Annotated in this window: 11 protein-coding genes; 9 read left to right on the top strand and 2 right to left on the bottom strand. The window is 71.9% G+C overall.

Features of this window, described 5'->3' with window-relative positions:
• Positions 1 to 49 precede the first annotated feature (49 nt).
• From ACIGXE_RS34230 to ACIGXE_RS34210, 5 genes are all read left to right on the top strand, one after another.
• On the top strand, positions 50 to 1228 hold the full coding sequence (locus ACIGXE_RS34230; RefSeq protein ID WP_399753763.1) for an acyl-CoA dehydrogenase family protein: 1179 nt from the start codon (positions 50 to 52) through the stop codon (positions 1226 to 1228).
• Positions 1229 to 1273: 45 nt separating this feature from the next.
• Entirely contained in the window at positions 1274 to 2725 is a 1452-nt protein-coding gene (locus ACIGXE_RS34225) for a flavin monoamine oxidase family protein (RefSeq protein WP_399753761.1), read from the top strand.
• A gap of 66 nt (positions 2726 to 2791) precedes the next feature.
• A complete protein-coding gene (locus tag ACIGXE_RS34220; RefSeq protein ID WP_399753759.1) occupies positions 2792 to 4405 on the top strand; it encodes a GMC family oxidoreductase in 1614 nt (537 codons plus the stop codon).
• Positions 4406 to 4409: 4 nt separating this feature from the next.
• Entirely contained in the window at positions 4410 to 5171 is a 762-nt protein-coding gene (locus ACIGXE_RS34215) for an SDR family oxidoreductase (RefSeq protein ID WP_399753757.1), read from the top strand.
• Positions 5172 to 5269: 98 nt separating this feature from the next.
• Positions 5270 to 6508 carry a cytochrome P450 gene (locus ACIGXE_RS34210; protein ID WP_399753756.1) on the top strand — a complete coding sequence of 413 codons (1239 nt, stop codon included), beginning with the start codon at positions 5270 to 5272 and terminating at the stop codon, positions 6506 to 6508.
• Positions 6509 to 6592: 84 nt separating this feature from the next.
• Here the strand turns inward: ACIGXE_RS34210 and ACIGXE_RS34205 are convergent, their stop codons facing one another.
• On the bottom strand, positions 6593 to 6901 hold the full coding sequence (locus ACIGXE_RS34205) for an ArsR/SmtB family transcription factor (protein ID WP_399753754.1): 309 nt from the start codon (positions 6899 to 6901) through the stop codon (positions 6593 to 6595).
• A 131-nt stretch (positions 6902 to 7032) separates the two neighbouring features.
• Here ACIGXE_RS34205 and ACIGXE_RS34200 point away from each other — a divergent pair, with 131 nt between their 5' ends.
• The 3 genes from ACIGXE_RS34200 to ACIGXE_RS34190 all read left to right on the top strand — a co-directional run bounded on the left by ACIGXE_RS34200 (position 7033) and on the right by ACIGXE_RS34190 (position 10312).
• Positions 7033 to 8202 (top strand): MFS transporter, encoded by a 1170-nt coding sequence (locus tag ACIGXE_RS34200; RefSeq protein WP_399753751.1) that lies wholly within the window; start codon positions 7033 to 7035, stop codon positions 8200 to 8202.
• Between the two features lie 213 nt (positions 8203 to 8415).
• Positions 8416 to 9828, top strand: coding sequence for an aldehyde dehydrogenase family protein (locus ACIGXE_RS34195; RefSeq protein WP_399753749.1), 1413 nt, complete (start codon positions 8416 to 8418; stop codon positions 9826 to 9828).
• Between the two features lie 70 nt (positions 9829 to 9898).
• Positions 9899 to 10312 carry a YybH family protein gene (locus tag ACIGXE_RS34190; protein ID WP_399753747.1) on the top strand — a complete coding sequence of 138 codons (414 nt, stop codon included), beginning with the start codon at positions 9899 to 9901 and terminating at the stop codon, positions 10310 to 10312.
• An 85-nt stretch (positions 10313 to 10397) separates the two neighbouring features.
• On the opposite strand, the gene ACIGXE_RS34185 is transcribed toward ACIGXE_RS34190, so the two are convergent.
• Positions 10398 to 10940, bottom strand: coding sequence for a flavin reductase family protein (locus ACIGXE_RS34185; RefSeq protein ID WP_399753745.1), 543 nt, complete (start codon positions 10938 to 10940; stop codon positions 10398 to 10400).
• A 197-nt stretch (positions 10941 to 11137) separates the two neighbouring features.
• Between ACIGXE_RS34185 and ACIGXE_RS34180 the strand changes: the two genes are divergently transcribed.
• Entirely contained in the window at positions 11138 to 12781 is a 1644-nt protein-coding gene (locus tag ACIGXE_RS34180; protein WP_399753743.1) for an aspartate aminotransferase family protein, read from the top strand.
• The last annotated feature ends 24 nt before the right edge of the window (positions 12782 to 12805 follow it).

Genomic DNA, 12805 nt, shown 5'->3' with positions numbered 1-12805 from the left:
CGTCCCTTTCCGCCCCTCCGTACCCCCCGCCGATCACAAAGGACCCCTCATGACAACTGGCCAGATAGCCGCAGACGACGTCGTCAAGGCGGTGGCCGACATCGTTCCGGTGCTCCGTGACAACGGCCCGAAGGCCGAGCAGCAGCGCTGGATCCCGGACGAGAACATCGCGCTCCTGGAGAAGGCCGACGTCTTCCGCATCGCGACGCCGGCCCGGTTCGGCGGGCTCGACCTGCCGCTGGCCGACCAGGCGAGGGTCCTCGCGGAGATCTCCCGCGGCTGCCCCTCCACCGGATGGCTCGCGATGGTGTGGGCGTCGAACGCCTGGTGCGCCACGCTGTACCCGGACCGCACCCAGGAGGAGGTCTTCGCCGACCCCTCGGTGCGCATCTCCGGCGGGTTCACCCCCTCGGGAACCCTGACCCCGCACGGCGACGGATATCTGCTCAACGGCAGCTGGCGTTTCAACTCCGGCTGCCGCGGCGCCGACTGGAACATCGCCGCGGCGATCCTGGAGCTCCCTGACGGCACGCACGACGAGGTCGTCGCCATCGTGCCCATGTCCGAGTTCACCGTCGCCGACGACTGGCACACCTCCTCCGCCGAGGCCACCGGCAGCTCCACGACCACGGCGCGGAACGTGGCGGTGCCCGCGCACCGCGTCATCAGCTTCGGCGACGCCATCCTCAACAGCACCGCCGGCCGTACGCAGCAGCCGACGCCCGGCCGAGGCTACGGCCTGTTCAGCTTCGTGGTCGCCGAGTGCGCGGCGACGTTCCTGGGCATGGCGCGCGGCGCGTACGAACTGTTCCTGGAGCGGGTTCCGGGACGGCCGATCACGTACACCTCGTGGACCGACCAGCGCGAGCACCCGCTGACCCAGATCCAGGTCGCCACGGCCGCCAACAAGATCGCCGCCGCCGAGGGCCTCGCCGCGACCTGGTGGCCGCTGCTGCAGGGCCGCGCCGACGCCGGCGAGCAGCCGACCGACGAGGAGAAGGCCCTCGTGCGCGGCCAGAGCGCCTACGTCATCCAGCTGGCCAAGGAGGCGGTGGAGATCCTCTACAACGCCAGCGGTGCCTCGGCCATCCAGCGCAGCGTGCCCATCCAGCGCTTCTTCCGCGACACGCAGGGCTTCTCGCTCCACGCGCTGCTGCTGCTCAGCACCAACCTCGAGGTCCAGGGGCGGGTCCTGCTCGGCCTCGACCCCGACACCCCCCTGCTCTGACCCTCTCACCGCCCTGCACGAGCCGACCCGATTCCCGAGGAAGACATGAACCCTGGCACGGCATCGTTCCCCACTGATCCGGAACGGCGGATCGACCGCCGCGGCGTGCTGAAGGCGGCCGCCGCCACGGCGCTGACCGCCGGGGCCGTCGCGGCCGCGACGCCGGTCGCCGCGGCCTCCGCCGACCGTGCGTCCAGCACGCCGCGCGCGGTCGACGCGGTCGTCATCGGAGCCGGATACGCCGGCGTCACCGCTGCTCGGGAGCTCGCGGCCAGGGGGCTGCGCCCCGTCGTGCTGGAGGCCCGCGACCGGATCGGCGGCCGGACCTGGACCTCGCGGTTCGCCGGTGAGCAGATCGAGCTCGGCGGCGCGTGGGTGAGTGAGCTGCACCCGCACGTCATGACCGAGCTCAAGCGCTACGGGATCAGGACGGTCGCCGGCGGCGGCCCGCCCGAGCGCTCCTTCTACCCGACGCCCGCCGGCCCGCGGGTGTTCGACGCCGAGGAGGCCGGCGCACGGCTCGGCGGCCTGATGACAAAGCTCTTCGAGGGCTCCGAGCAGTACTTCGAGCGGCCGTACGAGCCGCTCTACCGCAAGGACCTCCTGGAGACGGTGGACCGTCTGTCGCTGCGCGACCGGCTGACGCAGCTGCGCCTCTCCGCCCAGGACGAGCTCTGGCTGAGCGGCGTGACCGCCTCGCAGTCCGGCGGCTCCAGCTCCTACGGGGCGCTGACGGCGCTCGCACAGTGGTGGGCCCTGTCGGGCTGGACCATGGCGGGCTGGGACGGCCTGGTCCAATACCGCCCCGAGGGCGGCATGGTCCGGCTCTTGGAGGCGATCCTGGGCGACGCCCACGCCGAGCTGCGGCTCGGTTCCCCGGTGGCCCGCGTCGCCGACGAGGGCCGCCGCGTGGTCGTCACCACCAGGTCGGGGGAGCGGTTCTCCGCCGCCACCGTCGTGGTGGCCGTGCCGGTCAACTCCTGGCGGACCATCGACTTCCGGCCCGGTCTGCCGAAGGTGCACCGGCAGGCGACCACGCAGCGCGTGGGCGTGCCCTACGCCACCAAGCTGTGGGTCCGTCTGGACGGCAGCGTCGGGCGGGTCTACGCGGCCGGGGCCGAGGGCTATCCCTTCTCCACCGTGATCCCCCACACCGAACTGCCCGGCGGCGACCAGTTGGTGATCGCCTTCTCGCACGATCCGCTCCTCGATCCGACCAGCAAGCGGCAGGTCGAGACGGGGCTGCGGCAGCTGATCCCCGACGCGAAGGTGGTGGACCTGGTCTCCCAGGACTGGGGCCGCGACCCCTTCTCGCAGGGCGCCTGGGGCATGCGTCAGCCCGGCCAGCTCCTGACACAGCTGCCCGACATCCAGCAGCCGCAGGGCCGCGTCGCGTTCGCCACCGGTGACATCGCGACCGGCTGGAACGGCGGCTTCATCGACGGCGCCATCGAATCCGGGCTGCTGGCGGCCCAGCAGGCGGCCGACGCGGCCTGACGCGTGGGTGACCGGGCCGCACCCGGTGCGGTCACCCCTCCCGTTCCCACACCAAGGGGGTGAGCCATGAGGGACGAGGCATTCGACTACGTGATCGTGGGCGCCGGCTCGGCGGGCTGTGTTCTCGCCGCCCGGCTCTCCGCGTCACCCGGCACGAGGGTCGCGCTCGTCGAAGCGGGCGGAGAGGACGAGGGCGAGGACTTCACGATCCCCTTCGGAGCGGTGAACCTGCTGGGTTCGCCGAGCGACTGGGGCTACAGCACGGTGGAACAGCCCGGGCTGACGGGCCGCAGCGTGTACTGGCCGCGCGGGAAGGTGCTCGGCGGGTCGTCGTCGACCAACTTCCAGATGTGGGTCCCCGGCCACCGCCGGGACTACGCGGCGTGGGAGGAGGCGGCGGGACCGGACTGGTCCTGGGAGGCGGTCCGCCCGTACTACCGCCGGACGGAACGCTGGAGCGGACGCCCGGAGCAGGGGCGGGCGTACGGAACCGGCGGGCCGCTGTGGATATCACCGCCCCGCGACCCCGATCCGTCGACGGCCCGCTTCCTCGAGGCCTGCGCGGAGCTCGGCCTGCCGCCGATCACCGGCGGTCTGGACGGCACCGACGACGCCGGCGCCACGCTCACGCCGCTCAACCAGCTCCGGGGAGCACGCTGGAGCGCCGCCGACGGCTATCTTCGTCCGGCCCGGGACCGCGAGAACCTGAGCGTGTTCACCGGGGAGACCGTCCACCGGGTCCTCCTGGAAGGCGGCCGGGCCACCGGCGTCCAGCTGTCCGACCGGCGCCTCACGGCCCACCGCGAGGTGATCCTCTGCGCCGGCACGGTGGGTTCCCCCCAGCTCCTGATGCTCTCGGGCATCGGCGACCCCGACGAGCTGCGCGGCGCCGGCGTCGAGCCCCGCGTCGCCCTGAGCGGGGTGGGCCGGAACCTGCACGATCACGTCGGTCTGGACGTCGTCGTGAAGGCGGCCCGACCGATGCGCCTGGCGGACGCGGACACCCCCGCCCACCGGCGGATGTACGAGGAGGACAGGCTCGGCCCGCTCACGTCGAACATGACCGAGGCCGTGGCGTTCCTCCGGGCCGACGGCGCGGACGGTCCGCCCGACCTGGAACTCATCTGGGCCCCGGTCGCCTTCACCGACGACAGCCCGCACGGCACGGACGGGCTCACCGTCGCCGTCGTGCTCCTGCAGCCGGACAGCCGCGGCCGCATCACGCTGAACGACGCCGACCCGTCGGGCCCGCCCCTGATCGACCCCGGCTACCTGACGGCACAGGCCGACCTGGACACCTTCGTGGCCGGAGTCCGCTTCGCCGAAAGGCTCTTCGAGACGCGGGCCCTGCGGCCGCTGGTCGACGGCCCGCCGGACACGCTCGACGCCGCCGCGCCGGCCCGCACCGTACGGGAGCGGGCGCAGACGCTGTTCCACCCGGTAGGCACCTGCCGGATGGGCCGCGCCGACGAGGGCGCGGTGGTCGACAGCCGCCTGAGGGTGCACGGAGTCGAGGGCCTGCGCGTGGCCGACGCCTCCGTCATCCCGCGCGTCACCCGCGGCCACACCCACGCGCCGGCCGTGATGATCGGCGAGCGGGCGGCGGAGTTCGTGATGCGGGACGCCCTTTCCCAGCCGTCGCACGGATCCGTGCGCATCCCACCCCTTCCGGAGGACTGAACAAGTGACGAAGTACGCAGGCAAGAAGGCCGTGATCTCCGGCGGGACGCACGGCATGGGGCTGGCGGTCGCCCAGGCGCTCGTCGCGGCCGGCGCCGAGGTGATCGTCACCGGGCGCGACGAGGCGAACCTGGCCGCCGCGCGGGACCTGCTCGGGGCGGGCGCCCACGCCGTACGGTGCGACGTGACGGACCTGGCCGAGATCGAGGCCCTCGGCGGGGTCGTCGAGGAGCGCCTCGGCGGCGTCGACTTCCTCTTCGTCAACGCAGGTTACGCCAAGCTGGAGCCGTTCGAGCTGGTCACCGAGGCGGTCTACGACCGGATCTTCGCCGTCAACACCAAGGGCGCCTACTTCACCGTGCAGCGGCTGGCCCCGCTGCTGCGCGAGGGGGGCGCGGTCGTCCTCACCACGTCGATCGCCCACCACTCCGGCACCGCCGGCATGAGCGCGTACGCCGGGGCCAAGGCGGCCGTCCGGTCCTTCTCGCAGGTGCTCGCCGCCGAGCTGCTCCCGCGGGGGATCCGGGTCAACACGGTCAGCCCCGGCTTCATCAAGACGCCCACCATGGGTGTCGAGGCCTCGGCGGAGGAGCGCGCCGTCTTCGAGAAGATCGGCGACGAGATCACGCCGATGAAGCGGCACGGGTCGGTCGAGGAGATCTCCCGGGCCGTGCTCTTCCTCGCCTTCGAGGCCACGTTCACCACCGGCACCGAGATCACCGTCGACGGCGGTCTCACCGAAGTGCTGAGTCTGCCCGCCCAGTAGCCGTCGCGGCACCGTCGACGCACACCCGCTTCCGGGGCTGCCCGGCCGGATCACCGGCCGGACGGCCCCGGGCCCCCACCGCTGGCCTTGGAGGGCCGATGACAGAGACCCAGTGCCCCTACCGCATGGACCTTTCGGGCCGTGACGTCCACGGCGAGGCCGAGCTGCTGCGCAAGCGCGGCCGGGCCACCCAGGTGGAGCTCCCCGACGGCGTCGTCGTCTGGAACGTCACCGACTACGCGCTGGCCAAACAGCTGCTGACGGACCCCCGGGTGTCGCGGGACGCCTACCAGCACTGGCCGGCCTGGGAGAACGGGGAGGGGGAGCTGGCCGAGAGCTGGCCGCTGGCGATCTGGGTGGCCGACCGGAACATGATGGCCGCCTACGGGGCGGAGCACACCCGGCTGCGCAAGCTCGTGGCGAAGGCCTTCACCGCCCGGCGCTCGGCCGCGCTCCGGCCGCGCATCGAGGCGATCGCGTCCGAGCTCCTGGACGGCCTCGGGGCGACGCCCGCCGGTGAACCGGTCGACCTGCGCGAGCAGTTCGCCTACCCGCTGCCCACGCGGGTGATCTCCGAGCTCCTCGGCATGCCCGACGACGTACGGGACTCCATGCTCGTCTTCGTGCACAAGATCTTCGACACCCAGGCCTCGACCGAGGAGGCCCGGGCCAACGAGGAGGGGCTGTACGCGCTCCTGGCCGAACTCGTCGCCACCAAGCGGGAGTCACCGGCCGACGACCTGATCACCGGCCTGATCCAGGCACGGGACACGGACGACGGCGCGGGTCTGAGCGAGCGGGAACTCGTCGACACCATCCTGCTGATGTTCACCGCCGGCCACGAGACCACGGTGAACCTGCTCGACCACGCGGTGCACTCGCTGCTGCGCCATCCGGAGCAGCTGGCCCGGGTCCGCGGGGGCGACAGCAGCTGGGAAGACGTCATCGAGGAGACGCTCCGCCTGGAGGCGCCCCTGGCCAACATGCCGCTGCGGTTCGCGGTGGAGACCATCGAACTCGAGGACGTGACGATCCCCGCGGGCGACGCGATGATCATCTCCTTCGCGGGGGCCGGCCGGGATCCCCGGCAGCACGGCGACACCGCGGGCGCGTTCGACATCACGCGGGACACGCGCCGGGACCACCTCGCCTTCGGCCACGGCGTCCACCACTGCCTCGGCGCCCCGCTGGCCCGCCTGGAGGCGTCGATCGCGCTGTCCGCCCTGTTCGACCGCTTCCCCGGGCTCGAACTGGCCGTTCCCCCGCAGGAGATCGTTCCGCTCGGATCCTTCATCTCCAACGGGCACGCGTCGCTGCCCGTCCGGCTCGGCGCGTGAGGTGTCCCGGCGGCGATCCCCGGCGGCTGTCGTCGGGGATCGCCGGGGGAGGCGGGTCCAGGTCGTTTCGCCGCCCGCGCGAGGTCAGGTCAGCTGGGCCAGTACGGCGTCGAGCAGGCCGGGAAAACGCGCGTCGAGGTCCTTGCGCCGCAGGCTGACGTAGCGAGTCCGGCCCTCGATCTCGGTCCAGGTCACCCCTGACTCGCGCAGCACCCGGTAGTGATGGGACATCGTCGTCCGGTGGACGTCGATGCTCTCGCCCACCGCGGAACAGCTGTCCCGGCCCTTGTCCGCCAGCTGGGCCACGATCTGCAGGCGCACCGGGTCCGCGAGCGCGTGAAAGACCTCGACGAGCCTGATCTCCTCGGTCGCCGGCTGCGTCACCTCGCGCATCGCCGGTCCCTCCATGACGTCATGCCGCCACCGTAGCTCACGATTGGATACGTGGACAACCATCCACGTATTTGCTACGTTGCCACTCCCGAAGCCATCCCCACACCCCTCAGCAGCGGAAAGAGTGGATCGTGTACAAGCGGTTATTCCCCCTGGCGCTCGCGACGTTCGCCGTCGGCACCGACGGCTTCGTCATCGCCGGCCTGCTCCCCTCCATCGCCGAAGACCTGAACGTCAGCATTCCCGCGGCGGGCCAGCTGGTGACCGCCTTCGCGCTGACCCTCGCCGTCGCCGCCCCCGTCCTCGGCTGGGCCACCAGCTCCATGGACCGCCGCAAGGCCCTGATGATGGCCCTGATCGTCTTCTCGATCGGCAACATCGTCACGGCGGTCGGCACCACCTACGCCGTCGTCCTGGCCGCCCGCATCATCACCGCGGCCGGCGCGGGCATCATCACCTCCACCTCCTCCAGCGCGGCGGCCGTGATCAGCAAGCCCGAACAGCGTGGCCGGGCCCTGGCCTTCGTGCTCGGCGGTCTCACCCTCTCCAGCGCCATCGGCCTGCCGCTCGGCACCCTCATCGGCAGCAGCGACTGGCACGTGACCCTGTGGGCCGTCGCCGGACTGGGCGTCGTGGCCGCGCTCGGCGTCGCCTTCGCCCTGCCGAAGATCATGCTCCCGGCCACGACCTTCCGGGCCCGCCTGGAGCCCCTCAAGGAGCGCTGGGTGCTCGGCACCCTGGCCGTCACCATGCTGGCCCTCACCGGCGCCTACCTGCTGTACACGTACATCGGGGCGGCCCTCGACGACACGGTCGGCGGCTCCGAGACCACGCTGACCTGGGTGCTCTTCGTCTACGGCATCGGCGTCCTGGCGGGCAACCTGCTGGCCGGACGCCTCTCCGACCGCTACCCGGCCGAGCGGCTGCTGCTGGGCGCCCTGGTCGTCTTCACCATCGTCCTGCTCCTCGCCCGCCCCGCCTTCGGGAACCTCGCCACCGCCTTCGTCTGGGCCGCCGTGTGGGGCGTCCTGGTGGGCGTGCCCACCGTGCTCCAGCAGCACCGCCTCGTCGCCCACGCACCCGCCGCCACGCCGGTGCTGCTCGGCCTGAACTCCTCGGCGATCTACCTCGGCGTCGCCCTGGGCGGTGCGCTCGGCGGACTCTTCCAGAACTGGGTCTCGCCGGTGTGGCTGGGCCTCCCTGCGGCCGGGGTCACCGTCCTGGCGTTCCTGCTCACGCTGGTGAGCGCGCAGAGTCGCAAGCGCGTGGCCGCCAAGGAGCCGGGCCTGGTCGCCGGCTGACCGGCCCTGGGCACCGAGCCGGGCCCCGTCCGGCCCCGAACCCGGCACCCCGGGCGTCGGGCCGGACGGGCCCGGCTCGTCGTCGTCACGGCGCCGGAACCCGTATCGGGCCCGCGCCGGAACCCGTACCCGCCCGGCGCAGGACCGTACCCGGCTCCCCCTCGTACACCCGACGCGACCGCACCCGTCGCCCACATCCCCGGAGGACATCCCTTGACCGAGTTCACCATGACGATCGCCGGCGAGCCGGCGGCGTCGGCGAGCACCTTCGGCGTCGTCGACCCCGCCACCGGCCGCACCTTCGCCCAAGCGCCCGACTGCACCCCCGGACAGCTCGACGCCGCCATGACGGCGGCCTCCAGAGCACAGCCCGCCTGGGGCCGCGACGAGCGCGGCCGCCGCGACGCGTTGCGGGAGGCCGCCGACCTCCTCGAGGCGCACACCGACCGGCTGGCCGAGCTGATCACCGCCGAACAGGGCAAGCCCCTCGACCAGGCGCGCGACGAGGTGACGGCCTCCGCCGTCTGGCTGCGCCACTACGCCGGGATGGAGCTGCCGCACGAGATCGTGCAGGACGACGACCAGGGCCGCGCCGAGATCGTGGCCTGCCCGCTGGGCGTCGTGGCCGCCATCGCTCCATGGAACTTCCCCGTCGTCCTCGCCGTGTGGAAGATCGCCCCCGCCCTGCTCGCCGGCAACACCATGGTCCTCAAGCCCTCCCCGTACACCCCGCTCGCCACCCTGTACATGGGCGAACTCCTCCGTAACTGCCTGCCCGCCGGCGTCCTCAACGTCATCAGCGGACAGGATCCGCTGGGGGCCTCGATGGCGGCCCACCCGATACCGCGGAAGATCAGCTTCACCGGCTCGACCGCGACCGGCCGCCGGGTCGCCGCCACCGCGGCCGGCGATCTCAAGCGCGTCACCCTCGAACTCGGCGGCAACGACCCCGCCATCGTGCTCCCGGACGCCGAACCGGAGGAGTTCGCCGCCCCCATAGTCCAGAGCGCGTTCGTCAACAGCGGCCAGGTCTGCTTCGCCGTCAAGCGGCTCTACGTGCCCGCCCGCCGGCACGACGCCTGGGTGCAGGCCCTGGCCACCGAGGCGGCAGCCCTGCGCGTGGGAGCCGGACACGACGACGGGGTCCAGATGGGACCGCTCAGCAACCGGGCCCAGTTCGAGCGCGTGAGCGCCCTGGTGGACGACGCCCGGAGCCGTGGCGCGCTCGTCGCCACCGGGGGCGCCGCCCTCCCGCGTGAGGGGTACTTCTACGCACCGACCGTCCTGGCTTCGGCCGCCGACGGCATGGCCGTCGTCGACGAGGAGCAGTTCGGCCCCGTCCTGCCCGTCGTTCCGTACGGCGAGCCGTCCGACGCGGCCGCCGCCGCCAACGCCTCCGAGTACGGCCTCACCGCCTCCGTGTGGTCGCCCGACACCGATCGCGCCGATGACCTCGCCCGCTCCCTGGAATGCGGCCAGGTCTCGATCAACGCCCACGGCACGGGCGTGCGCCCCGACCTTCCCTTCGGCGGCTTCAAAGCCAGCGGAATAGGGATGGAGAACGGCCGGTGGGGCCTCGAGGAATTCACCCGGCTCCAGGTCTTCACCCGTCCGCCGAAGGAATGAGAAGAGCCTCCCGCGTCGGCGATTACCGGTCAGTGGATATCGAATGGGCCACCCTCCCTACGATGACCGCATGACCACAGAGAACACCCTGGCAGACCTGGATCTGACCCTCACCGACGACCCCATTCAGCAGAGCGACGTGTTCCTGCGCGCCTTCAACACCCATGACGGCGCCATATTCGACCGGCTTTACCGGGACGACTCCATTTCCAATCTCTCCGGCAAGCCGCTGAGCGGGCCCGAGCGCACCGAGGCGATCACCGAACTGCTCGCCCAGAAGCCGCGCATGAAGGCCACCTACAAGCGCTCGTACACCACGAGCGACACGATGCTCGTCGTCGCCGACTACGAGATCGAGGTCCCGACCCCGGACGGCGGTCACACCACCCTGGTCGGCTCCTGCACGGACGTCATGACCAAGGACGCGGACGGCAGGTGGTTCGTGGCGATCGACCGCCCGGTCAACGCCGAGCCGGCCGCCTGACCGACACCACACCCCCGTCCGGAAACGGAAGAAGAGCCATCGTGCGGAGGTCACACGATGGCTCTTCGTCCGTTTCCCGGTGCCGTTACGACACCTGCTGCCGCACTCCCCGGGCATAGCGCCCCGAGAAGAAGACGAGACCGTCCTGCTGCCCCGATCCCAGGCTCGAACCCAGCACTCCGGCCAGGAAGATCGAGTGGTCACCCGACTCGTACGCCCCGGCGATCTCGCACTCCAGCCAGCCGAGCGCCCCCGAGAGCAGCGGCACGCCCGTCCTCGGCCCGGGGAAGGTGTCGACCCCCTCGAACTGCTCGGGGCCCAGCGGACGGTTCTTGTCGGCGAAATACCGCGCGACCTCCTCCTGGCCGGCCTCCATCACCGACACCCCGAACCGGCCCGCCGCGGTGATCGCACCGTGCATGACGGCGCCGTGGGAGACACAGCACAGAACCGTCGGCGGATCCAGCGACACCGACGTGAACGCGTTCGCGGTCATGCCGTGCATCCGCTCACCGCCCACCGTCAGCACGATGACGCCCGTCGCGAACCGCGACATCACCTCCCGCAGCCCGGCCGGCTGCACCGGAGCGTCGACCAGCCCGGAGGGCGATCGCCTGGAACTCGACATGCCAATTCTCCCGTCAAAAGCCCAATTGTCGTCACCCCAAGCTATTCACCCGCCCCTATCCGTCGGCCATGCCGCGGTCACGGGGCGGTAATCGCGCCGGGCCGAAGGTGATTGACGCGCGATTACCCGAGCCGGAAATCCGGTGAACACGCGTCGCTACGATGGCGGCGCATTCAGCCTTCCGTGAAAGGACCAGCATGACTGCCGGGGAAAACGAACTGGAACTCGCCGAACCGCACCTGCGTCAGGTGCTCGCCTCGGTGGGGCTCGACATCGGATACGAATCGGCCGAAGGGGACGTCCTCCACTGCCGGGACGAGAACGGCCGGCGTATACCCGTCCTCGATCTGGTGGGCGGATTCGGATCACTGATCCTGGGACACAACCACCCGGAAATCAACTCCTACGCCAAGGAACTCCTCGACCTCCACACCCCCGTTCACGCGCAGTTCTCCCGCCACCCGCACGCCAACGAGCTCGCCGCCGCCCTCACGCGGATCGTCCAGCGGGAATTCGGCACCGACGAGCCCTACTACGCGATATTCGCGAACAGCGGCGCCGAGGCGATCGAGATCGCCCTCAAGCACGCCGAGCTCGACCGCTCGGCCCGCCTCGCCGCACTGTCCGCGGACCTCACCGCACACCTCGGCACCGCACGCGAACTGGTCCGCGCCGGAAAGGCGGTCGTCTCCCGGGACGCCTACGGCGCCGCCGGCCTCGCACAGGCCGGCGACCCGGGCCCCGGGGCCGGCGGCGACGCCGCACCCGCGGGCGACTCCCGGACGGGCGCCGAGGCCGCCTTCGAGCGGCTGGCCGCCGCCGTCGAGCGCCGCAACACCGAACTGCTGGCGAAGCCCCCGCTGTTCCTCGCCCCCGAGGGCTCCTTCCACGGCAAGCTGGTCGGCAGCGTCCAGCTCACCCACAACCCCGCCGTCCGCACCCCCTTCGCGTCCCTGGCCGCGCAGGCCCGGTTCGTCCCCCTGGACGACCCCGGCGCCATCCGCAAGACCGTCGAGCAGGAACAGCCGGAGCCCCTGCTCGCCCTCACCGTCGTCGACGGCGTCGTCACCGTCACCGAACGCCCCCTGCCGCTCTTCGCCGCGTTCGTCCTCGAACCCCTGCAGGGCGAAGGCGGAATCCGCCCCGTCACCCGGGAGTTCGCCGAAGAGATCCGCCGCGTCGCCGACGAACTCGGCTGCCCGGTGGTCGTCGACGAGATCCAGAGCGGCATGGGCCGCACCGGCGCCTTCTTCGCCGGCTCCCACATCGGCCTGCACGGCGACTACATCACCCTCGCCAAGAGCCTGGGCGGCGGCCTCGCCAAGATCTCCGCCACGCTCATCCGCGCCTCCCGCTACCGCCAGGAGTTCGAGATCGTCCACAGCTCCACCTTCGCCAAGGACGGCTTCTCCACCCTCATCGCGCTCAAGACCCTCAGCCTCCTCGAGGCCGGCGACGGCGCGGCCTACCGCACCGCCGAGGAGCGGGGCACCCGGCTCAAGACGATGCTGCTCGGCATCCAGGCCGACTACCCCGACGTCGTCAAGGAGGTACGGGGCCGAGGCCTGATGCTCGGCGTCGAGTTCCACGACCAGTCCGGGTCCACGTCCGAGGCCCTCCAGGCCACCGCCCGCGCCGGCTTCTTCGGCTTCACGCTCGCCGGCTACCTCCTGCGGGCCCACCAGGTCCGCGCGTTCCCCACCGCCAGCGCCGTCAACACCCTCCGGCTCGAGCCGTCCATCGGCCTCACCGACGCCCAGATCGACCAGGTGGAGACCGCGTTCAGGGCCGCGTGCGCGCTCCTGCGCGCCCAGGACGGCCACCGCCTCACCCAGGGCTGAGGCCGCCCCACGGGAAAGGACCCT

Origin of the sequence: Streptomyces sp. NPDC053431 (genome assembly GCF_044544925.1) — a bacterium.
GTDB lineage: Bacteria > Actinomycetota > Actinomycetes > Streptomycetales > Streptomycetaceae > Streptomyces.
The sequence above is the reverse complement of the archived record's forward strand: the minus strand, read 5'-3'. Positions and strand labels throughout refer to the sequence as shown.

Bases quoted from the DNA above. Each gene is read 5' to 3' on its own strand.
- ACIGXE_RS34230 (WP_399753763.1), top strand. From the start codon at position 50: ATGACAACTGGCCAGATAGCCGCAGACGACGTCGTCAAGGCGGTGGCC.
- ACIGXE_RS34210 (WP_399753756.1), top strand. From the start codon at position 5,270: ATGACAGAGACCCAGTGCCCCTACCGCATGGACCTTTCGGGCCGTGAC.
- ACIGXE_RS34205 (WP_399753754.1), bottom strand. From the start codon at position 6,901: ATGCGCGAGGTGACGCAGCCGGCGACCGAGGAGATCAGGCTCGTCGAG.
- ACIGXE_RS34180 (WP_399753743.1), top strand. From the start codon at position 11,138: ATGACTGCCGGGGAAAACGAACTGGAACTCGCCGAACCGCACCTGCGT.
- ACIGXE_RS34225 (WP_399753761.1), top strand. From the start codon at position 1,274: ATGAACCCTGGCACGGCATCGTTCCCCACTGATCCGGAACGGCGGATC.
- ACIGXE_RS34220 (WP_399753759.1), top strand. From the start codon at position 2,792: ATGAGGGACGAGGCATTCGACTACGTGATCGTGGGCGCCGGCTCGGCG.
- ACIGXE_RS34185 (WP_399753745.1), bottom strand. From the start codon at position 10,940: ATGTCGAGTTCCAGGCGATCGCCCTCCGGGCTGGTCGACGCTCCGGTG.
- ACIGXE_RS34190 (WP_399753747.1), top strand. From the start codon at position 9,899: ATGACCACAGAGAACACCCTGGCAGACCTGGATCTGACCCTCACCGAC.